This window comes from Burkholderia aenigmatica (assembly GCF_048627025.1).
In the GTDB taxonomy this organism is placed as follows: domain Bacteria; phylum Pseudomonadota; class Gammaproteobacteria; order Burkholderiales; family Burkholderiaceae; genus Burkholderia; species Burkholderia aenigmatica.
Window position 1 is genome coordinate 911,028 of the sequence record NZ_CP184468.1, and the last position, 19,810, is coordinate 930,837.

At 56.7% G+C, this 19,810-nt stretch carries 18 protein-coding genes; 4 read left to right on the forward strand and 14 right to left on the reverse strand.

What is annotated here, in order from left to right:
* Positions 1-123 precede the first annotated feature (123 nt).
* The gene (locus tag ACN8ZM_RS04270) at positions 124-2,649 is read left to right on the forward strand and encodes a hypothetical protein (RefSeq protein WP_420210621.1); all 2,526 of its coding nucleotides are present in this window, start codon (positions 124-126) and stop codon (positions 2,647-2,649) included.
* A 16-nt stretch (positions 2,650-2,665) separates the two neighbouring features.
* On the opposite strand, the gene ACN8ZM_RS04275 is transcribed toward ACN8ZM_RS04270, so the two are convergent.
* From ACN8ZM_RS04275 to ACN8ZM_RS04340, 14 genes are all read right to left on the reverse strand, one after another.
* Entirely contained in the window at positions 2,666-2,944 is a 279-nt protein-coding gene (locus ACN8ZM_RS04275; protein WP_420210622.1) for a helix-turn-helix domain-containing protein, read from the reverse strand.
* 57 nt (positions 2,945-3,001) lie between these two features.
* Positions 3,002-3,430 (reverse strand): antitoxin Xre/MbcA/ParS toxin-binding domain-containing protein, encoded by a 429-nt coding sequence (locus ACN8ZM_RS04280; protein ID WP_420210623.1) that lies wholly within the window; start codon positions 3,428-3,430, stop codon positions 3,002-3,004.
* Positions 3,431-3,881: 451 nt separating this feature from the next.
* Positions 3,882-4,751, reverse strand: coding sequence for a TniQ family protein (locus ACN8ZM_RS04285; protein WP_420210624.1), 870 nt, complete (start codon positions 4,749-4,751; stop codon positions 3,882-3,884).
* Positions 4,744-5,715, reverse strand: a complete 972-nt coding sequence (locus ACN8ZM_RS04290; RefSeq protein ID WP_420210979.1) for a TniQ family protein — start codon at positions 5,713-5,715, stop codon at positions 4,744-4,746. The genes ACN8ZM_RS04285 and ACN8ZM_RS04290 overlap by 8 nt, the downstream gene beginning before the upstream one ends.
* A complete protein-coding gene (locus tag ACN8ZM_RS04295; protein WP_420210625.1) occupies positions 5,715-6,575 on the reverse strand; it encodes a TniB family NTP-binding protein in 861 nt (286 codons plus the stop codon). The genes ACN8ZM_RS04290 and ACN8ZM_RS04295 overlap by 1 nt, the downstream gene beginning before the upstream one ends.
* Positions 6,572-7,744 (reverse strand): hypothetical protein, encoded by a 1,173-nt coding sequence (locus ACN8ZM_RS04300; protein WP_420210626.1) that lies wholly within the window; start codon positions 7,742-7,744, stop codon positions 6,572-6,574. Before ACN8ZM_RS04300 ends, ACN8ZM_RS04295 begins: the two co-directional genes overlap by 4 nt.
* Before the next feature lie 788 nt (positions 7,745-8,532).
* Positions 8,533-9,153 (reverse strand): TnsA endonuclease N-terminal domain-containing protein, encoded by a 621-nt coding sequence (locus ACN8ZM_RS04305; protein ID WP_420210627.1) that lies wholly within the window; start codon positions 9,151-9,153, stop codon positions 8,533-8,535.
* A 162-nt stretch (positions 9,154-9,315) separates the two neighbouring features.
* Positions 9,316-9,738, reverse strand: a complete 423-nt coding sequence (locus ACN8ZM_RS04310; RefSeq protein ID WP_420210628.1) for a helix-turn-helix domain-containing protein — start codon at positions 9,736-9,738, stop codon at positions 9,316-9,318.
* Between the two features lie 343 nt (positions 9,739-10,081).
* The gene (locus ACN8ZM_RS04315; protein WP_420210629.1) at positions 10,082-10,642 is read right to left on the reverse strand and encodes a TetR/AcrR family transcriptional regulator; all 561 of its coding nucleotides are present in this window, start codon (positions 10,640-10,642) and stop codon (positions 10,082-10,084) included.
* A 63-nt stretch (positions 10,643-10,705) separates the two neighbouring features.
* Positions 10,706-11,167, reverse strand: a complete 462-nt coding sequence (locus tag ACN8ZM_RS04320; RefSeq protein WP_420210630.1) for a DUF2147 domain-containing protein — start codon at positions 11,165-11,167, stop codon at positions 10,706-10,708.
* A 75-nt stretch (positions 11,168-11,242) separates the two neighbouring features.
* Complete coding sequence (locus ACN8ZM_RS04325) at positions 11,243-12,373, reverse strand: NAD(P)/FAD-dependent oxidoreductase (RefSeq protein ID WP_420210631.1); 1,131 nt, start codon at positions 12,371-12,373, stop codon at positions 11,243-11,245.
* Between the two features lie 45 nt (positions 12,374-12,418).
* Positions 12,419-12,934, reverse strand: coding sequence for a hypothetical protein (locus tag ACN8ZM_RS04330; RefSeq protein ID WP_420210632.1), 516 nt, complete (start codon positions 12,932-12,934; stop codon positions 12,419-12,421).
* On the reverse strand, positions 12,931-14,580 hold the full coding sequence (locus tag ACN8ZM_RS04335) for an FAD-dependent monooxygenase (RefSeq protein ID WP_420210633.1): 1,650 nt from the start codon (positions 14,578-14,580) through the stop codon (positions 12,931-12,933). Before ACN8ZM_RS04335 ends, ACN8ZM_RS04330 begins: the two co-directional genes overlap by 4 nt.
* A gap of 151 nt (positions 14,581-14,731) precedes the next feature.
* Entirely contained in the window at positions 14,732-15,346 is a 615-nt protein-coding gene (locus ACN8ZM_RS04340) for a TetR/AcrR family transcriptional regulator (protein WP_420210634.1), read from the reverse strand.
* 178 nt (positions 15,347-15,524) lie between these two features.
* Here ACN8ZM_RS04340 and ACN8ZM_RS04345 point away from each other — a divergent pair, with 178 nt between their 5' ends.
* The 3 genes from ACN8ZM_RS04345 to ACN8ZM_RS04355 all read left to right on the forward strand — a co-directional run bounded on the left by ACN8ZM_RS04345 (position 15,525) and on the right by ACN8ZM_RS04355 (position 19,611).
* Entirely contained in the window at positions 15,525-16,598 is a 1,074-nt protein-coding gene (locus ACN8ZM_RS04345) for a VOC family protein (protein ID WP_420210635.1), read from the forward strand.
* 110 nt (positions 16,599-16,708) lie between these two features.
* Entirely contained in the window at positions 16,709-17,662 is a 954-nt protein-coding gene (locus ACN8ZM_RS04350) for a fumarylacetoacetate hydrolase family protein (RefSeq protein WP_420210636.1), read from the forward strand.
* 5 nt (positions 17,663-17,667) lie between these two features.
* Positions 17,668-19,611: an acyl-CoA synthetase gene (locus ACN8ZM_RS04355; RefSeq protein ID WP_420210637.1), complete on the forward strand. Its 1,944-nt coding sequence runs from the start codon at positions 17,668-17,670 to the stop codon at positions 19,609-19,611.
* Positions 19,612-19,810 lie beyond the last annotated feature (199 nt).

Sequence of the window (19,810 nt, forward strand, 5' to 3'; positions counted from 1 at the left end):
CCTGAGTTAGACGGTGGCGCAAGGCAAGACGTGAGGTGCTTGAGTCTATCTTGATTGTCGTTGCTGCAAGAGCTATTCGCCCATGAACATCGCGCGTGAAAACTACGTTCCACCGGGGACTCGATGCATAAGCCTGATCCTAAGATTCGAGCAACTGAGCGCCCGATTCGTATCGCGTACGTACTGGAAGATGGGGAAGATTCACATCACTGGCTAGACGAAATAATGGCTGAATGCTTCGCGCGCCACGGAGGCCGTCAGTCGTTGATCGTGCCATGCATCGAAGGGCGAATTTCTCAGCGCTACATCGACTGGTTAAAGGTCATCGATCCAGATGTCGTGATGCTTTTGACGTATCGGAATTCTGAAATTGCGTCACACTTACGACCGCATATAGGTGACGTGCTTTTGGAGCATCGGCAGCGAGATCCGGAAGAGATCGAACCTCAACCGCGTGTCTATCGCGAGCCTGCGGCGCTCACGTCGCTCTCATGGATCCCGTTCCTGAAGACCGTCTCGGGTCTTCGTCGGCACACAGTTGATTTGATCCTGGACAGCTATCCGCAGTGGGAAGACGATGGCTTGATAAAGGACAACTTTGGTACGCTCCACGCAAGCATCGGCCGATACCCGGTACACGATCAAATCGGCGTGCGTCCTCTAATGTTGACCCCCGAAAACCCGTCTCCGAATCGCTGGCGGTTGAATATAGCGAATCCAGAGGAAGTGCAAGATGCATATGCTGCTCTCGAGCACCTTGGGCGAAGCAGTGTGTCGACGCTTGCCCAACTGTCAAACTTGATGTGTCAGCCTTTTCGCGCGAACCATGCGTGGAGAGACGCATTCTGTCTTGTCGTCGGTGATAGCTTGGCAGACCGAATTTCCTGCTGGAACGCCGGTTTGTTGTTCGATGATTCGACAAATCAGACTTACCATACTCTGCGAGTGCCATCGACAGTCGCTAATGACGAGGAAAAGATCGCCAGCATTGGTGCCTTTCTTCGGGCAGTAAACTGGCTTGGTGGCGGCTCTGGACCTCAGCAAATTGCGGTTCGCTCGTATTCGCTCGACGAGCCGTCACTCTCGTCGTTTGTTGACAAAATTGCACTGGCTGCGCGATCAACGGTGATCTATTCGACGATCTCAAGTTTCGACGATTGTTGTCCCGCAGATGCCTCGAGTGTACGTCCCGCTTTTGGTATGACCAGAACGTCACGTGGTACGAGCGAAACGTCAGTGCAAGATCAGACGACACTTGTTGAGGTGCCGGCACCACCCCATCTCAAGTACAGCGCAGGTCAGCACCCGATATTTTCGGAAGGAGTGTGGTTTGTTGATCTAAGTGTTGATAAGTTAGAAGATCACGGACGATTCAGCAACATTCGGCAAAGCTGGAGATTGCCAAAGAGGCGGATGCTGGTTGGACACTTTGTTAGGGTTGAAGGTGCTCGAATTCTTCGATTTGGAAACCTGTCGGCTCCTGCAAGCATCGAGTCAGCCACAATAAAAATTACGCAGCCAAGTGATGAGACATTTTTCGCCAGTCTGATTACCCAAGCGAACTTCCTCCATCACGACGATATCGAGTTCGATCCGGACGCACAACCACCATACCGTTACGTTGAGTTGTCGGATAAGGGGCGCTATCTTGCGGGTTTGCTCGGAATGTTTGGATCACTAAGTGACATTGAGCATACGATGGATATGCGATTCTGGCGTCGGCAGTTTTATGCGATGGCGGCACCAGCCAACAATCAGAACGCCGAGGTCATCGCCCTTCTCAAGAATAGGCTCAAAGCTAGAACAGGCTCACTTCTTATCGACGATGACGAAGGTTGGGAGCGTCTGGCGGATCATGTTGTTCGAAACGCCAGTCGACTGAAGGTTCCGCGTCTGCGTACCCGCTATGACAGATTGCTGAAGCTCTGGCTTGCTGAGCTCGATGAAGCGGTTGCCGGGGATGCTAACCTGAGAGAGCGTGTAGACGAGATCATGACAGACGCTCCGGGCGAGCTCAAGTCATCGTTGGCATACCTGGTCGACAGACGCGTTTTTTATCGTGGACACGAATGGGTGTGTCGGAACTGCTCGCATCGAAATTGGGTGAACGTTCGCAATTTAGACGACAAAATGGGATGCGATGTTTGCGCCATGGAGCACTTCCTTCCTGTCGACGTCGCAATGGACTTCCGCCTCAATGAGTTCTTTGCGACGTGTCTTCGGGAGCATGACACGTTGACTGTTGCGTGTATCTTGGCGGCTCTTCGAAAGGAGTCGGCATCGTTCTTCAGTTTCACACCGCAAACGATGCTGTACAAGCGCTATCCGGAAGACCAAGATTGGGTTCCGTCCCGAGAGCTAGACATCTTGTGTGTTTGTGACGGGAAGTTCGTTATTGGCGAAGCCAAGGCGCGAGCGGAACTGATTGCACCATCTGACATTTCTGATCTCGCGGAAACCGCAAAAGATCTGAAGGTTGACGTTGCCCTTCTGGCAGTACTGTCCGATGAGCGCTCATTGATAGACGCTAAGCTTCAACAGCTTCGTGAATTGGTCCCAGACACAATTGAGGTTCGAGCTATGGTCGCGAGTTGGGACAATGAACCATCAGCCTATCTTGCAGGGCAGGTCTTTGTGCATTCCCTTTGATGGCGAAGCGGCGGAACTAAGTGTCGAGACTATCTGACCCAAGGAGCTCTTCCAATGAGTCAATTGGGGACGCGCCGCACGCGCGGCACCAGTCAATGTAGCCGAAGAAGTCAAGGGACCGGACGCCACGCTCAATCTTCGACAAATTCGATTGATCAATTTTTAGGAGTTTGGCCAACTCGGTCTGAGAAAAACCAGCTCGCTTGCGCAACGCGTAAAGTTGATCACGGAGGCGTGTTGGGTCTGTTAGCACTTGATTTGAATTTCCAGGTGGGGGCACAGGTACGCGTTCCATGTAACAAGGAGTTTCCGGTGAAGATCAGTGTTTGCTTTACTAATGCCTGGAATTCTCTCATGTCGGCAGTCCGTAGAAAAGCTGCCATAGCAGTTCTTCGACGCGTCGCGCGCCTAGTTCCGTTAGGCCAACATTGAGAGGCTTGCACCCTTCGAGCAGCGGGTGGGGCGTCCCGAGAAACACGCGCGCATCCTCTCGATTTCCCCACATATAAGAGGCTGTCGCGACTATACGCGCGAGTCGCTCGGTCCTTTCGGACTCCGCTTGGGTGAGTCGAGCACGACGTCGCTTGTAGGTCGCTGCTGGGACGATTTGTGCGAGTAACGCGTGCTGCGCTTCAACGCCGCTGGTAGCGGACTCAACGCAGTTACGCAGCGCCGACTTTGGGAGCCCTTCTTGGACTCGCGCATCGAGTTCAGCCAAAGTATGCGGAACAGGGTGCAAGGCCATCACTTCAGCGATCGATTCAGGCGATACCAGTTGCATCGTGGTCGCTCCTATTTAGACCGACGGCGCGTGAGAGGGCATGCGCAAGCGGATGCGTTCGCGCACAAATTTGGACTATCCATCGTGATGGTAGCAACTTGGCGTCGTGCCCACGTTGCTTGGTGCGATATGCCGTCTCGGTGTAGCACTGGAACCTCTCCGTGCGTGACCAACTGAGGTAGCGAAGATGCCGACAAGCTTCTGAGTCCGTTTTCGCATGCGAAATTTTTTGGCCGTGCCCGTCAATGGAATTTCGCTCGGTTCGAGCGGGATCAGAGGAATGTGAACAGTCTAGATCGGGATCCGAGGTCGCAGTACACGAGACAGAGCGCACCTCTTTGTGCCCCTCGGCGCCGTTTAATGAACTCTACATAGAGCTCTACATGGAAGGTGAGTAATTCAAATAGATCAATGCGTTGCGCGAAAATTAACCATACATAGAACCCTACATTCACCATGGGGGTGTGGTCGGCTTATGAGCAATTGCTGGGGGCTCGTCAGGGGCTTTGCCTTGACTCAGTTTGGCCCCCCGGCGGCGGCGCTCGTACATCGCCAGAATGGCGGGAAGATCGTCACCTATATCCAGAAAGGAGGCGCGCGGGCGTTGCGATCTAGCTGAGATGCTGAATTCGGGGCGATAGCGGCGAACGTACCAGAGGAGATACCAGCGTAGGACGCCACGATTGACTGGTCCGTCTATTTCGTTCATGTCAATCAACGACGCGGTAACGACATGCCTCTGAAGTGCCACGATAGTGTCGCTAGCTTGGGCATTGACGTTTGGCGGCCCGTGCGCCGCTAGTGAATGACAGCAGCGAGGGCAGTTCCGGATGTTCAGTGTTTTGTCAGTCAAGATTCTTCCGTACGACATTCCAGATCTTGGGCTGCCACATTGTCCACAGTGATCAGCAAGTTCGATTCGATGGATGGGGCAGTATTTCCAGTCGAGGAATCGCCACTGGATACGGAAATATGGGACAGGGTCCGTCCGCAAGCATTCGGTGCAAAATCGATACTTCACACGATAGGGTCTGTCGGTGATCAAGAGAGCGGTGAGGAATCGATCCCGTCTCACTGCCGAAAACGTATTCCCAAGGTTGCGCAGACGTTGCTCCGGGATCTTGGTACCTCGCCCGATACGCAGTAGGTCCTCGGCTCGCAGCGATATGTCGGGATCGTAGTTTTCCTTTATGCCGAAATTCCGTAACAGCATCCAGTACGAGATGTGGTGCTTCTCGCAAACTCGCAGTATCCACGACGCTGGCGACTCGTCGGCAATGGGAGTGGGTACGACTAGCAAACTGGGTAGCCCCTCAATCATCGGCTTCTCCAAACAGTGGCAACTGAGGATTAGTCAAGCGACACCGTCGGCGTGGCATTGACCCCGACCTTTCATCCAGCTTCCCCGCTATCGACTCGATCATCCGAACGTCGGAAGCCGATGTGTAGTCGAGACGAAGCGAGGCGAATGCGGTCGTGTGTACGTTGACGTCGAGCCGGCCAGACCTCGTACTGATTAACTGCACGAAACGGTCGTGTGCCCTGCAACAGACCATCGAAGCTTCGTCGGTAGGCAAGAGCCGGTTGGCGCTTCGTGGTTTTGTCGACTGATTCTCTTCGACGATTCCGAACGCCCAAATAAGGCGAAGATAGGTGTCAATCGACACATCGTCGAACACACCCAAGATCGCGTCGCGGGCATGGAGGCGAAAATGCGCGGTACCGAGTAAGTACGTTGCCTGTCGCGCAACTTCCACTTCGCGTGGATCCGCCTGTTCAGTGCGCTGGTAGGCATCTGTCAGATGCAGACCGCATTCACACGTGTCGATCGAGGGGCGCCGCCAACTGATCGGTCGTCCGCAAGCGCAGTGTTCGATGAGACGAATTCCGTGCACGGGGCACGCGGTGACCAAGGACACGGACCAAATGGCAAGCGCGTGGGCTTGCTCGCGAATGCATATTGGGCAGAGTTGCGGGTGGGTTTGACGCAGATGGTAGGGGCGTAGAAAGTCGAATCCTAGGAAGTGGGCTCCAACGCTGCATCCTCGAAATTGCCTTTGCACAAAGGCGTGACATAACTTGGCCGGCGTACACCCGAACATGAAAGCGATGGCACTTGCCGATTGCGCAGGAAGATAGAGGTGACCCGGCGACGCAAAGTGTCGGGCGAGATCGTGAAAGGTGATGCAGTTCCGAGTCGCCATTCTCAAAGCGAATCCCATACCGTCTTCATCGGCGTGGATCTCGTCCTGCCTGGGATATGGCACTGCTGAGAAGGGACGCATCACACAAATGGATTCGGAAGGCTTGAGTCGTCACCGTAGACTCGATTGAACGCGATCTGTAGATGCTGCTTTGTGACCTGACCTTCGCCGTTGTCGATCGCAATCATGGAGACCTCGATAATCAGCGCTTTTAGCATGCGCATCATTCCGCGCGTGGCTCTGAACATTGTCGTTGCGTAGTCGGTGCACAAGGGCGCCAAATTGACCTCCGGGACCGCCGACGAGAACGCAGTGAGCATCCCACGCCACTCTTCGTCATTCTCGAACGCAGGCAGCGCAAGAACAGTGGGGACTCGCGAGGAGAGCTGCGGGTCGCCCTTCTCAATGCTTCGCAATGTCTCTGTGCCCGCGAGCAGGACCGGGCACTTGGTCTTCGTCATCAGTCTTTTCGTCCAGTCGATCATGTCTGCGCGAGCATCGGTTTTTCTTGCGAGAAAGACGTGTTGATACTCGTCGATCGCGATTAGTCGTATGCCGTGGTGATCAACTGCCTCAACAAGCAGGTCGAACGATATGGTGTTGTTCCGCCGGACTGATCGTGGCGGGATGACATAGTTGAGCCCGGCGAGAAGTTCGTCCTGGACCTGGCTCACGCTCGGAGATTCTTTCAGCGAAGCGCAAAGGACGCTATTTGGTGGCAGAAACGGCCATCTGCATACGTTTTGCTTTACCGATTCGATAAGAAGAGTCTTACCGGAACCAGCTGGAGCGATGACGCTCACGCCGGTTGTCATCGAAACAGAGTTTCCTATCTGGATGACCCTAGCGATCGCGTCGAGTGCGCGCTTGAACTTTGTGTGGTGAACTCGTATGCCTTCGATGCGGATTCCAGCTTGTATGGCTTGATCGCTATAGCTCATAGGATGTCTCCGACGAAGGTATCAAACGATGGAATCGGCTTAGTCATCGCCACCTCGTCTTCATCGGTGGCGAACTGCTCGAATGCCCGGATCGGAGTCGCCGGGGCAGCGGAGGGCGCGACAGACACAGCGCTGACTTGCTGAAGCAGTGCCAAGTCTCGAGGAGCTTGTCTGATGCGTTTCCCCGTTGAAACTGCAGTTGCCCAGTGGTCGAGCAACGCGAGCCGAGCCTTTCTCAACACCTCTTCGGCATTTGCGAGAGTCAAACGTTGTGCGGCCGCCGCGCGGATGATTCGATGTTGAGTCTCCGACAGGCCAGTCGCATATTCTTCGTCCTTGGCCGACACACTCACCCATTCGGTGGTGCGTGGGTGCTGTACGAATACACTCCCAAGTTCGTACGGGTTATAGACGATATTGGCGCGAAAATTCGCTCCAACCTCTTTCCTCATGTCGCCTAGCTCATCAGATGCGTATGTGATCCATTTCCGGGTCAGTCCGTCATGACGGACCGTCGTGGTCGTGCGAATCCCGGCTATGACGTCAAGATTCCTTGTCGACTCCAGGAATGTTGGGGCGGGGCAGCTATCCAGGCCGTCCAGGAACAAATCGATTGGGCGGCTCATTTTCCTGGAGTGAATTTGGAAGGGGTGTACGTCAACCACCCACTGCAATACTCCGTGACACAGGTCGGAGAAAGTGATGCAAGCCGTTACACGTGGATCGATCGGATCGGGTTGGCGCCCCGGCTTCTGGGGGCGACCTTGCGCAGGGAGGTCGCGGGTAAGTTCACCGAGATGGCGCTCGACGACGGCTTTGAACCAAGGCATGCGTACCGGACAGTACTCCAGGTCAGAGCACAACTCGTTCACGATAAGCTTGAGGCGATTCGAGTGTACCGACAGGGCGTTGTCAACGACGAGAGTCTCCCATAGGCCCATCGCATGCCATGGATTAAACAGGTTCGCGGTCTTCGTGATCTCGTCTTTCGGCTGTATTGCTAGCTTGATACATTGGAGAACACGTGCGAGCGATTCGCCTTCGAACGATATGTAGAAGCCAAGGATGTAGCCACTGTAGCTGCATACCAGGAAGGTGATCGTTGGTCTCCCGAGCGGGATGCCCCAGCGATCGTCAATCACCCAGATGTCGAGCAACGTGTGATCCATCTCGACTCGCTCGAGTGGTCGGGATGCGTAGCGGCCTGGTTTCGAAAATCGCCATTTGTGATTCGCTTCGACCGTGCCGAGACGAAGTCTGTCGCGATCGTAAGGTGTAGTCTCGTACGCTATTCGGCGAACTGTCGATGAACTTACGACGGCTTTGCCGGTTGGTATGCGGCCCGCCTCAACCTCATCGGCAAGTGCTTCAACGACACGGTCATGTATTTCGACAAGGGTGGCCCCTCGCTTCTTGAAATAGTGCCGTTTCAAGACATTGTCGACAATCGCGCGGACCTGACTAGGGATGCGTGGTTGACGTCTGCGGTGAGCATTCCCGGAGATGAGGGCGCTTGGGTTGCCGTCGCTTGTGTCGAAGAGTCGCATCCACCGCATGACGGTTGAGGCGCTCGGTGGATGATCGTCTCCGATGGATTCGGCGCATGACGATATAGCGTCCGCAATTCTGCGACGTTGACCTCTCGATATTCCGTGTCGTCGTAGGTATCGCACGTAGTCGTTCGCGCGGACATATGCTTGTTGGTAGCGCTCTGAAATGGAAGTTATAGATATCGCCGTGGGTGCTTCTGGGCGCATCCCGGTCATAAGGTCTGCGTCTCGAACAACATGTACCTTGCCGGAGGTAATGTCCGCCGCGAGCTTTGAGAGCTTCTCGCGACGAATCCTGCCTGACTGTACATGTTCGAGTTGAACGTACGTGTGATCGAGGACGCGCTGAACTTGCCATTGAGAGTCGCCGCTGCGCACGATGAGGCCACGATCTAGCGTATAGATTGTCACTGGATCACCTCAATGGGAAAGACGAGCTGGTGTTCATCGATGCGCAGAGATTCACCGATGCGCAGTTGCCGGCGGCCGACGAGATGGAGAACGGTAGATTGAGGAACGCCGACTTCGTCTGCCAGGTCCCTTATGGTGATGCCGTCCGGCCTTCGGGATGCGATCACCAGTACCTTGGACGTAACGTTTGATTGCAGATGGCTCCTGGCTTGCCGGAGGATGATGGCCGCACGGTCGTGGCGTTTGTCGCCGCGAATGAAATCTTCCGTTGCGACGAGGAATCGGTGGTCTCTGCCGGCTAATATCTTGGCGGCTGCATCAAGGCGCGATCGGACTTCAGGTTCGGACACGCGAGCACTTGGTTTCACTTCGACGACAATCGGTCCGTGCTCGTGTGCCAGAAGAAAATCAGGTGTGTAGCGGCCTGCGCCTCCGAGGTCCAATGTGAATGGTTGCTCAAAGATCGCAGAGACTTTCAGACTGAGAAGCGCGAGCCGGATGAAGTCACGCTCCAGCAGGCTTTCGTACTCGATAGGAGCTGAACGGAACCACGGGCACGCGACGGTGCCTACTCGCCTGAATGGGGAGCGCGTGACGACTTTCCTGACGCCAGACATGAATTTTCTCCAAGCAATATGGTTCCAGCTTCCTTTCTGGAAGTGCTTGAAGAGGACTTGACACGTCCGAACATGCCGCCGATACTGAACTTGCCCAAGTCGTGTATCGAGAGATGCACGCGACGCCGCCTAGTCCTCCGGGGTTAGGTGGCGTTTTTATTTCTACATGGGAATCTCCTCTTGAGATTCGCCGGCCGGATTGGACGCCTTGCTCTTGCGAAGCCCGACGCCATTACCGACTGAATCGAGGAAGGTGGAAAGGGTGTTGAAGTCTGCGGATGACAACCTAGGAAGCGCGTCAGAGAGCTTCGCGAAGTATCTATAAGCCGCAGGCGGTGCATCGTTGGGGGGGAGGTCGAACCTCCGGGACGCTTGGAATGCTTGCCATAGAGACGCTTCTTCCTGCGGATGAAGGCTTAGCGCTTCGACAATTTTCCTGACTAGGTCCCTGTCCCTCGGGAGCTTAGTGCCGCGCTCCAATTGAGAGATGTAGGATTGACGGAGACCGAGCCGGTCGGCCAGCTCTCCCTGCGCAACGTCATACTCTGCGCGCAACTGCCGCAATGCAACAGAGAACGGACTCATTGCAACCTCGAGCAAATTTCTCTTGATTAGAGTAGAAAAGATTTCTCGTATTTCAAGAAAAAATTGGTCAATAGAGATTGCTATGTTCCAGGGTTTGGTTAATTTTAATCAGTGAAATGAGGTGATTAAAATTTAATTTTCGTGCGTGTTGCGGGCATGCCGGCGGGCTCAGGGGCGATGATTCGGATCAGGTTGGTTCGATTGTCAACGCTCCCTTGGCTGCAGAAGAGCGGGCGAGAGGAGGCGGGTAGATGAGCTCGAACTCACGCATTTGTCAGACTACTGTCGTGTCCTTGGGCACTGCAAGACCGTGACGTGTGGTGCTAAGTGGATGGGCGATCAGCTAGGAATGCCGCGACGAAGTTTGCGCAAGGTACCGGGCGATCACTACGTTCACCACTTCATCGGCGTTGAAATTTCCATCCGACAACTTGAAGAGTTGCAATCCTTCACATAGACCGAGAATGACTATCGTGAGGTGTTCTGCCGGTACGCTGCCTCTTCGACCTGTTCGCTGGAGTAGTTGGTCGACGCGCGAATGAATTTGTTCTATTTTTTCGAGCTGCAATGCGACGAAGTGCTTCCTAAATTCTGGCTCGTGTCTTGCAACAAGCATAGCTTCTGCCCACAGCGGATAGCAGTCGCTACCACGAATGAGTTGACGACAGTAAGCGGCGATCAGAGATTCGATATTCGCTTGATGGATGTGACAGTCTGACAGCTGAGGAAAGTTTGTGCGCTCCTGATCGCGACGCAGCAACTCGAGCAACAGCGCCGCCTTGGCGCCGACGCCGATGCTCGAGTAGAGGACCCCGCGTGTGTAACCTGCCGCTTCGGCAATGTCCCGTACACTCGACGACACATATCCCTTCTCGAGGAATACACTGCGTGCCGCAATGAGCAAACGCTCTCGAGTCCGGGCTTTGTCCTGTTCACGAGTGGAACTTGCCGACGAGGCCACGGGGCATTACTCGCGAACCCAGGTCTGCGTGCGCCCGAGCAGACTGATCCCGATGTAGCCCCGCACGTTCAGTTTCTTTCCGTCATCCGACAGCGCCATTTTTGCGCTGTAGACCTTGCCATTTTCGGGATCGAGAATGTTGCCGCCCGACCATTCGTTGTCGCCAGTCTTTTTCAGGCCTCTCAGAATCGTCATGCCGACAATCGGTTTGTCCTTACGGTCGTCGGTACATTTCGAACAGATCTTGGTGCGCTCGTCGTCCTTCAGGACGTTGGTAAGCTTGCCGGAGAAAACACCCTCCTGGTCGACGATCTTGACTTCGCCTCGAGGCTGACCGGTCGCATCGTCGATCGTTCTCCAGGTACCGGCGGGAGAAGTCTGGGCGAACGAATTGCTCGCGGCAAGAGCGATTGCGAATCCACTAAGAAGGTGAAAAATCATGCTGCGCGAATAGCTGTTCATTTGCATTCCTTATTTGAGTGGGTTTGTACATGATGCAACTCGCCGCACCTGGCCGGTTGCATCTTCTGCCTGAGCGAAATGTTAAACGCCGAAAATCTTTCGGTATTTCGGAACTAGCATGTGGCCGGCCTTCGCCATGCGGCTGAACGCCGGGGAGCGCACCACGCCTACGACAGGAAGGTGGAGTACACCATTTCGGCTGCCGAGTGTGACCGCCATCATCGGATTCCCGGTCTGCGGTTTATGGGCCTTGAGCCGATGCGGTCCACCAGAGTTAGCGAGCACTGCACGAATGTTGTGACTCGCGTTCTTGACTTGAGCGTCGATGTGCCACGCCATCTTGTTCTCGTCGAGATCAGTGATGTCGCCGAGCGCGAATACTCGATCCAGACCGATGACGCGTAGATCCGATCCGACTCGAATGCGCCCGGCCGCGTTCAGCGTGGAGGCGAAGCGAGGTTTCATATATCCCGTATTGGGTTTGCCGCCGACGCACCAGATCAGCAAGTCATACGGAATTCGCCGGCCTTTCTCGGTCAACGCTTCGCCGGCGGGGGCGAATGCATCCGTGCTGGCACCGTCGGCTCGTTGCAGGCGCTCGTTGAGCAGAATCTGCACGCCATTCTTTTGCAAAACTTTGGCCGCATGGTCAGCGGCCGTCTTTGACGTTCCGGCGAGAAGGCGAGGACCACCTTCGAGAATGGTGATGGATTTGTCGGAGTAATTTTCGCTGATCTCGCCGGCGACCTCGACGCCGATCGGACCACCTCCCACGATGAGAATCCGTTTCGATACGTGGATTCGTTGCTGGTAACTGCTGTAGAAAGCTTTCCGCTCACTGGCGGTGGCGCCGTCGATCGCGCGCATCAGCGAGTTCGAGAACGCGCTTCCGGTCGCCAATACGGTTACTTGCCCCCTGACTACCTGGCGTTGTCCGTCCAGAAGCTCGACGAGCCCCCCGTCGCGGCGCAACTCGACCAGTGAGCCCCGGATATGCTTCACGCGGGGCAGTGCTTCAGCGAACGGGATGATCGCCCGTTCCGCGAACTCGGGTTTGACGAGATTTCGCGGAGCCGCCATCGGAACCTCGAAATAGTCGTTCGGATCGACCAGCGTAATTTGAAACGAGCGCGACAGGGCCTTGGCGAGAGGGGCGCCTGCAATGCCGCCGCCGTAGATGACGATCTGAGAATCGGGAAGGAGTTTGGACATGATTCGATCCGGAAAACGTCGTGGTGGCTCGGGAGCGCCTTTGGTTCAGGCTGCGTCGCGTGAAAGAAAGCGCGTGACTTGTTTGCTGTCTCTGCCACGCGCGAGCTTCATCGCTTCGTTGAGCCAAAGCACCGGGAGAAAGCTGCCGCTCATCTTGAGATGACCAGCGACGAAAGCGCGTTGCAGGTCCGTTTCGTCGCTACTCGTCAATGCACGCAGTGCTTCCTTCGCCGATGACCAGGTCTGTGTCAGATCGGGAACCGCGGAACGACGGCGAGAAAAGAAAAGGCGGCCATCGCGGAGAATCAACTGGCCCCCACCGCCTTGCATCGTGGTGACAGTCACGACGAACGTTCCGGAAGCCAGCATTTCTCGCAAACGCGGCAGACGCGTCGCGGACCGATGGATAAGGGACGGCGTCATCGACAACAACAGACGGACGGCGAAACCAGCGAGCGCCGACGGCATGTAGCTGATCACTGCGTTGCGCAGATTCTCGGCACGCGGTGACGGAGGGCGATGGTGACCGGCACGCGTTGCACCGTGAGTAGACGGATTCATGATTGAGCTCCACGTACGGTGTCGATAATGGATCGACAATTGGTCGGCAGCGCATCACCGCGCCAGCAGACATGTTGGTCAGGACGCACGAGCACCCATTTGCGATCCAGCATGCGGATCAGATGCGGTTCCTCGATATGCACGACAGTGAGCGGTAACCCTGCAGCTTCTGCTGCCGCCTTCATGGGACTCGCATCGCAATTGGCGTTGTCGGCGGCCAGCAGCGTAAATCCGGTCGGGTCAAGATGATCGAAGAGTGCCACGCCGTTTGCCAGGAAGCCGCTGGGCAGGCGTGCACCAGGCCAGGTGGTCGGGAGATACTCGATATCCGGATAGGCAGGAGCAGGCGAGCCATCGGAGCAAATTACTGGCGATCCGGCATAGCGATATCCGATTTCAATCCCCAGTGCTTCATACATCCGTGAGATTCGGGTCTCCAGCATCCGACCGAGCTCACGGCGCTGAGCGTCGCCCTTGGACGAAGCGTCGAACACGGCGTCCTTGTCGGGAAACTGGGCTTCAAAGCAAGCGGCGGCACATTTCATCACGTGATCGCGATTGCGACGGGCGATGGCGATGCGCTCGGCCTCGTAGCTCGGCAACAGTCGGTCGCCACCCCAGCCTTTGAGCATGGCTGCGAGTTTCCAGGCGAGGTTATGTGCTTCGGTGACGCCAGTGTTCATTCCGAGCCCGCCCGTGGGCATGTACTGGTGAGTCGCGTCCCCGGCCATCCACACACGGTCGTCGCCGAACCGTTGCGCCACCAGGAACTGCGGTCGCCACGGCCCGCTCTGCACGATTTCGAACGGCAAGGTCACGCCCAAGGCGCTCGTGACGATCGCCTCCAGCGATTCGCCTTCTCGCGGCGGATAGGCGAGATGGAGCACCCAGTCGCTCTTGCTCGCATCCGGGGATACAAGCAGTCCCGTGAAGCCGGGACGCGACAGCCAGGTGTGCCAGTAGGGTTGATTGTTGGGGTAAAGCGATTTGACGGCGTCGGATCGAAAATGAATGATGTACAACTCACCGATCAGGTCTCGCGTGCCGTCATACTCGATTCCCAGCGTCCGTCTGATCAGACTGTTGGGGCCATCGCAACCAACCAGATACTGCGCGCGGAATTGTTCGACCTGTCCGTCTTCTGTCCGCCTGGCAGTCGCCACGACACCATCAACGTTCTGCTGGAATTCTTCGACTTTCCAGCCGAGTCGAATATCGATGTTCGGATCGGCAACAGTTGCCTCGAGCAGGATCGGCTCGAGGTACATTTGCGAGATCCGTTGCATGGATTCCAGCGGCAAACTGCCATCAGTGCAGGCCGCGATCTGCTTTCGACCTTCGGCTACCGGGGGATAGAACAGGTGACGATCGCGCAGCACGCCGTACCACGGGCCATTCGCCGTCGCGGCATATGCCGCGTACTGGTTTGCCTCCACCGGATTGCCGGCTGCTCGAATCTTGTCTGCAAGACCCAACTGGCGAAATATCTCCATCGAGCGGCAATTCACGACATCAAGCTTGGGATGACGAGTCGTCGTCGTTCGATCGTTCAGAACGACGGAAGCAATGCCTTGCTGACTAAGGCTCAAGGCGAGGGTCATGCCAACAGGGCCAGCCCCAACAATCAAGACGGGCGTGGTAGTCATAAAGGTCTCCTAATAATCAACTGTCACCCGGATCGCGGGCATCGATCAGTTCGATGGATCCTGCGATCCTCGACGTTTATCGTCGTATGTATCTGCAGCCTTTCGGCTGACCGACGTACTCGACTACCAAGAACGAGTCGAGAGAAATTTGTTACGGCCGCTCTGCCAGGGGCGGCAGTTCTGCAGTGGCGTGACGTCGAGCCGTCTCACCGTCGACGCCCAGGCTCCGCAAAACCAACTCAGCCGTGTCCGAACCGGCATCGCGCCAAGTGCGATGTCCGTCGAGAACCAGAACGATGGAGGCCAGTACCGAACCCGCGATGACGGCAATGGCCGAGTGAAGTTGCTCGGGCCGGAAGTCATAGCGTTGTTGCTCCAGTCCATCGACCACGTCACGCATCGTCGGACCTGCCCACATACCCTGCAGCGCGTCATGGCTGAAGGCGAAGCGGCTGAGAAAGCGTCCCCAGTGGGGTTCTTCGTGAGCTCGACGGATGAAGTAGCGAATGCCGTTTGCCAGCCGTTGGGCGGGGTCGGACACATTCACGAAGCTTGCGACGACGCGCTCGTGCATCTCTTCCGCCATTCGCGCAGCCACCGTCTCAAACAGCGCCTCTGGGGAGGGGACGTGGTTGTAGACCGTTCCGCGAGCGATTCCGGCAGCTTGAGCCAGTTCGCTGATGCTCACTTGGGTCTCGCCTTTCTCGGCGAAGAGTTCGAATGCGGCCCGGTGGATACGGGAAATGATCGGGAGATTGGGCTCCATGGCTGAATCCTTCGTTTGATGTCTACCATTGAACATCATTGTTCAAAAATGGTCAACTTCTCGGCCTAGTGATTTACACTGATACTCGTTTTTGAACATGAGTGTTCATAATAGTTCTCAAGTGTTCTGCTTAGAGGTGTTTTTTGGGGACACGTTACCCATCTCCTCGTTCATTGCCATGACTACGCTGCTCACCACCCAACCGGCTCGCCACCCGAACCCGACGGTCAAGGCCACCTCGCTGGCCTATTTGATCTTCGAGCGACCAGACCTCGATCAGGCGGAGCGCTTCCTCCTCGACTTCGGGCTGTCCACCGTCCGCCGCTCCGACGACATGTTGTACATGCGAGGTACTTCCGACGCGCCGTACTGCTATCGCGTACATCGAGCTGAAAAGTCCAGGTTCGTCGGACTCGGATTCACCGTGGGCGATCGGCGGGACCTGGAGAAACTCTCGCGCTTGCCGGGTGCCGGCGCCATGACGAGCGTCACGCATCCGGGAGAGGGCGAGCGGGTCGTGTTGCATGATCCGGCCGGTTTTGCGGTGGAAATCGTGTGTGGTCAGAATCCTGTCGCAGCGCTTCCGCACCGCGAGCCGCTTCACTTCAACTCGGTCTCGGATTTGCATCGCATCAACGATACCCAGCGTCCGCCCGTGCAACCACCTGAGATTGTCCGGCTCGGTCACTGCGTTCTCGAGGTGCCCAACTACCAGGCCACAAGCGCTTGGTATACCGAACATCTCGGCCTGATCCCGAGCGATGTGCAGGTACTGCCGGACGGGTCGCCCGCGGTGGCGTTCTTTCGGCTCGATCTCGGAGAGACACCGGCCGACCATCACACCCTTGCGCTGGCGCAGAGTTTCATGCCGCTCTACAGCCATAGCGCCTACGAAGTGGTCGACGCCGATGCGGTAGGGATGGGCCAGCGCGTATTGCGCGAGCGGGGCTGGAAGCACGCGTGGGGAATCGGGCGGCACATACTCGGCAGCCAGATCTTCGACTACTGGCAGGACCCGTGGGGCGACAAACACGAACACTACTGCGACGGCGACATGTTTACCGCCGATCGACCCACTGGTGTGCATGCAGTCAGCCGGGAGGCGATGTCGCAGTGGGGGCAGCCCATGCCGTCGAGTTTTACCAAACCGACGCTGACGCTGTCGGCAATCGCGGCATTGATTCGCAATGTGCGACGCACACCGGATCTGACGCTGCGCAAGCTGGTGACGCTGGCGCGGATCTTCGCATGATGGATTCGCGTCGAGCGCCCGGGCGTATCGAATGGGCAGACCTGTTCCGAACCGAGATGCCCGCCCTGGTGCCCGTGCAGCCGGCCATTTTTTTCAAACGAGTTTAAGCCATGTCAGTCAATATCGTTCGCTTTGAGCATCGAGATCTCGCCCAATGGGGTGTGATTCGCGGCAACCTTATCACGCCGATTCCCGGTACGTTTGAGACCACCGGCGACTTCGTCCGGCACGCTTCCGTCCCCGAGCTGGCCGCGCTCGGAGGCGACACGCTCGAATTGTCCGCCGTGACGCTGCTGTCACCCGTTACGCAAAACCAGCAGTTCGTGTGTCAGGGAGCGAACTACCGGCAGCACATGATCGAATCGGGAATGGATCCCGACGTGAAGACCTATAACATGATCTTCACCAAGGCCTCCAACTGCATGGTGGCGGCCGACAGCCAAGTGGTGAAGCCCCGCATCGTGCAGTTCCTCGATTACGAGATCGAACTCGGGCTTGTCATTCGCAAAGCCATTCGAGGTGCAGTAGAGGTCACGAATGGCAACCTGCATGAGTATGTCGCCGGTGCCGTGATCGTTAACGACTACTCTGCGCGAGACATCCAGATCCCGCAGATGCAGTTCTACAAAGGCAAATCCTTCAGGACCTTCGGTCCTGTCGGCCCCTGGCTGACGCTGCTCGAGCCCCAGGATTTCCCGGTATTGAGAGATTTGCGGCTGCGGCTGACCGTGAATGGCGAAGTCCGACAAAACGACACGACGGCGAACCTGGTCTACGGCCCGGCGGAGACGCTGACCGAACTTTCGCGCGTGCACGACTTCGAAGCCGGCGATCTGCTGGCGACCGGTACGCCTGCCGGATGCGCTCTGTCCGTGCCATCACCCGCGAAGCAAAGGATTGCCGCGTTGCTGCCTGAAAAGAAGAAGTGGGAATTCTTCCTGAAGGTTCAGTCGGCACGACCGCAGTACCTGAAGGCCGGCGATCTCGTGGAAGCAAGTATCCGATCGACAGACGGTCGGGTGGACCTCGGTATGCAACGCAACCGAATCGTCGCGGAGGGGTGAACATCATGTCGGGAATCGCTACGCTTCACGATGTCGAGGCCATTGAGGCACGCGGCTTGCCGACCGACCTGCCGGCAAGTACCTATGAGGTGATCTGCCGGAGTGCAAGGCAGTATCCGGATGCGCCGGCCTTGAGTTTCTTCATGACGGTCGACGAGCATCGCGTGCCGCGGACATGGACGTATCGCGAGTTGCTCGCACGCATTACGCAGACGGCCAACTTCTTCGAAAGCATCGGAGTCGAGAAAGACAGCGTGATTGCCTTCGTGCTGCCCAACCTGCCCGAAACGCATTTCGTGATTTGGGGTGGTCAGGCCGCGGGCATCGTTTGTGCGTTGAATCCGATGCTGGAAGGCGCTGCGCTTGCGGAACTGCTCAATGCGACTCAGGCAACCGTGCTGGTGACGCTGGCGCCGTTCCCGGGCACTGACATCTGGACGAAGCTGCAGCCCCATCTGGACGGGATTGGTTCGCTCCGGCACCTGGTTCTCGTGAATCTCGCGGATCGCGTGCGCGGTGCGAAGCACTACGTGGCGCAGATGATGCACGAGAACGAGGTCGAGCGCTTGCATGGTTCGGCTGGGCTGCGTGGCGCGGTACCGGACGATATCCGGATTCATAGTTTGAACAGTGCTGTAGCCGATCATCGAGGCGACCGCCTGAACAGTGATCGTTGCTTTTCGGCCGACGATGTCTCCTCTTTCTTCTGTACGGGTGGAACCACCGGTCTCCCGAAAATAGCGATGCGCCGGCACGGCAACGAAGTCGCTAACGCGTGGAGTACCGCACAAGTCCTGGGTGACGGAATCGGGCCGGGAAAGGTTGTTTTCTGTGGCCTACCGTTGTTTCACGTCAACGGCGTGCTGGTCACGGGCCTGCTGCCTTTCTCCAGAGGGGCGCACGTGGTTCTGGGGACGCCGCAAGGCTACCGTGGCGACGGCGTTGTTGCCCGCTTCTGGGAAATTGTCGAGCATCATCGGATCAATTTCTTCAGCGCCGTTCCGACGCTTTACGCATCCCTCCTGCAGGTACCTGTCGGAACGCACGACATCCGTTCGCTCGAATACGGCCTGTGCGGCGCAGCGCCGATGCCAGTCGAAGTGTTCCGCAACTTTCAGGAGCGAACCGGGATCAGAATTCTTGAGGGCTACGGCTTGACCGAGGCCACATGTGTGAGCAGCGTAAATCCGCCATTGGGAGACCGCCGCCTCGGTTCGATCGGATTGCGCGTCCCGTGCCAAAGAATGAAGACGGCCATCCTGGACGAACGAGGTACGTACATTCGGGATTGTGCGGTTGAGGAGGTTGGTGTGCTGCTCGTGTCGGGTCCCAACGTCTTCGCCGGCTACCGCGTAGCGGAGCAGAACAAAGGGCTGTGGGTCGACTGTGGGGCTGACGGACGTTGGCTGAACACCGGCGACCTGGCGCGTCAGGACGAGGATGGATACTTCTGGATGACGGGCCGAAAGAAGGAACTCATTATCCGCGGCGGCCACAACATCGATCCGCTCACGATCGAGCAGCCGCTGCACCGTCACCCCGCCGTGGAGATCGCTGCTGCTCTGGGCCGGCCCGACGCACACGCGGGTGAATTACCCGTTGCCTACGTTCAGTTGCGTACGGGGGCACTTGCCACCGAAGCGGAATTGCTCACCTTCCTCAAAGAGGAAATTCGGGAGAGGGCTGCAATGCCTCGCCAGGTTCATATCGTCGATTCGATGCCGCTGACGGCAGTCGGAAAGATCTTCAAGCCGGAACTGAAGCGACGCGAGACAAAGGACGCATTGGAAGCGGCACTGCACGACGGAGGTGTTGCGTTCCAGCGTCTTGCTGTCGTCGATGACAAGTCGCGGGGGATGGTGGTGAGCGTGACCCTGGAAAATGCCGAATCGGAACAGATCGCACGGCAGATCCTCGGCTGCTTCCCGTTTCAGTTCGACATCGATTGAAGATGCTGCTGAATAAACACTGATCCCCATCTTGGGATCGGATGTCGGGTGAAAATTCGATTCATGAAATTAGGATTCCGTATTTTATAGAGCAAACCCACGTGGTCCGCTTTTTTGACGACTGATTTTTCCCGTCTGAAGCGGAGTTTGGGCGTTGTTCCGCGGTGTTTCTCGCTGTAGCAGTCACACATCAAAATAT

What these genes read in the sequence shown, in the direction of transcription:
- ACN8ZM_RS04270 (WP_420210621.1), top strand. Translation starts at nt 124, where the DNA reads ATGCATAAGCCTGATCCTAAGATTCGAGCAACTGAGCGCCCGATTCGT.
- ACN8ZM_RS04275 (WP_420210622.1), bottom strand. Translation starts at nt 2,944, where the DNA reads ATGGAACGCGTACCTGTGCCCCCACCTGGAAATTCAAATCAAGTGCTA.
- ACN8ZM_RS04280 (WP_420210623.1), bottom strand. Translation starts at nt 3,430, where the DNA reads ATGCAACTGGTATCGCCTGAATCGATCGCTGAAGTGATGGCCTTGCAC.
- ACN8ZM_RS04285 (WP_420210624.1), bottom strand. Translation starts at nt 4,751, where the DNA reads ATGATTGAGGGGCTACCCAGTTTGCTAGTCGTACCCACTCCCATTGCC.
- ACN8ZM_RS04290 (WP_420210979.1), bottom strand. Translation starts at nt 5,715, where the DNA reads ATGCGTCCCTTCTCAGCAGTGCCATATCCCAGGCAGGACGAGATCCAC.
- ACN8ZM_RS04295 (WP_420210625.1), bottom strand. Translation starts at nt 6,575, where the DNA reads ATGAGCTATAGCGATCAAGCCATACAAGCTGGAATCCGCATCGAAGGC.
- ACN8ZM_RS04300 (WP_420210626.1), bottom strand. Translation starts at nt 7,744, where the DNA reads ATGGATCACACGTTGCTCGACATCTGGGTGATTGACGATCGCTGGGGC.
- ACN8ZM_RS04305 (WP_420210627.1), bottom strand. Translation starts at nt 9,153, where the DNA reads ATGTCTGGCGTCAGGAAAGTCGTCACGCGCTCCCCATTCAGGCGAGTA.
- ACN8ZM_RS04310 (WP_420210628.1), bottom strand. Translation starts at nt 9,738, where the DNA reads ATGAGTCCGTTCTCTGTTGCATTGCGGCAGTTGCGCGCAGAGTATGAC.
- ACN8ZM_RS04320 (WP_420210630.1), bottom strand. Translation starts at nt 11,167, where the DNA reads ATGCAAATGAACAGCTATTCGCGCAGCATGATTTTTCACCTTCTTAGT.
- ACN8ZM_RS04325 (WP_420210631.1), bottom strand. Translation starts at nt 12,373, where the DNA reads ATGTCCAAACTCCTTCCCGATTCTCAGATCGTCATCTACGGCGGCGGC.
- ACN8ZM_RS04330 (WP_420210632.1), bottom strand. Translation starts at nt 12,934, where the DNA reads ATGAATCCGTCTACTCACGGTGCAACGCGTGCCGGTCACCATCGCCCT.
- ACN8ZM_RS04335 (WP_420210633.1), bottom strand. Translation starts at nt 14,580, where the DNA reads ATGACTACCACGCCCGTCTTGATTGTTGGGGCTGGCCCTGTTGGCATG.
- ACN8ZM_RS04340 (WP_420210634.1), bottom strand. Translation starts at nt 15,346, where the DNA reads ATGGAGCCCAATCTCCCGATCATTTCCCGTATCCACCGGGCCGCATTC.
- ACN8ZM_RS04345 (WP_420210635.1), top strand. Translation starts at nt 15,525, where the DNA reads ATGACTACGCTGCTCACCACCCAACCGGCTCGCCACCCGAACCCGACG.
- ACN8ZM_RS04350 (WP_420210636.1), top strand. Translation starts at nt 16,709, where the DNA reads ATGTCAGTCAATATCGTTCGCTTTGAGCATCGAGATCTCGCCCAATGG.
- ACN8ZM_RS04355 (WP_420210637.1), top strand. Translation starts at nt 17,668, where the DNA reads ATGTCGGGAATCGCTACGCTTCACGATGTCGAGGCCATTGAGGCACGC.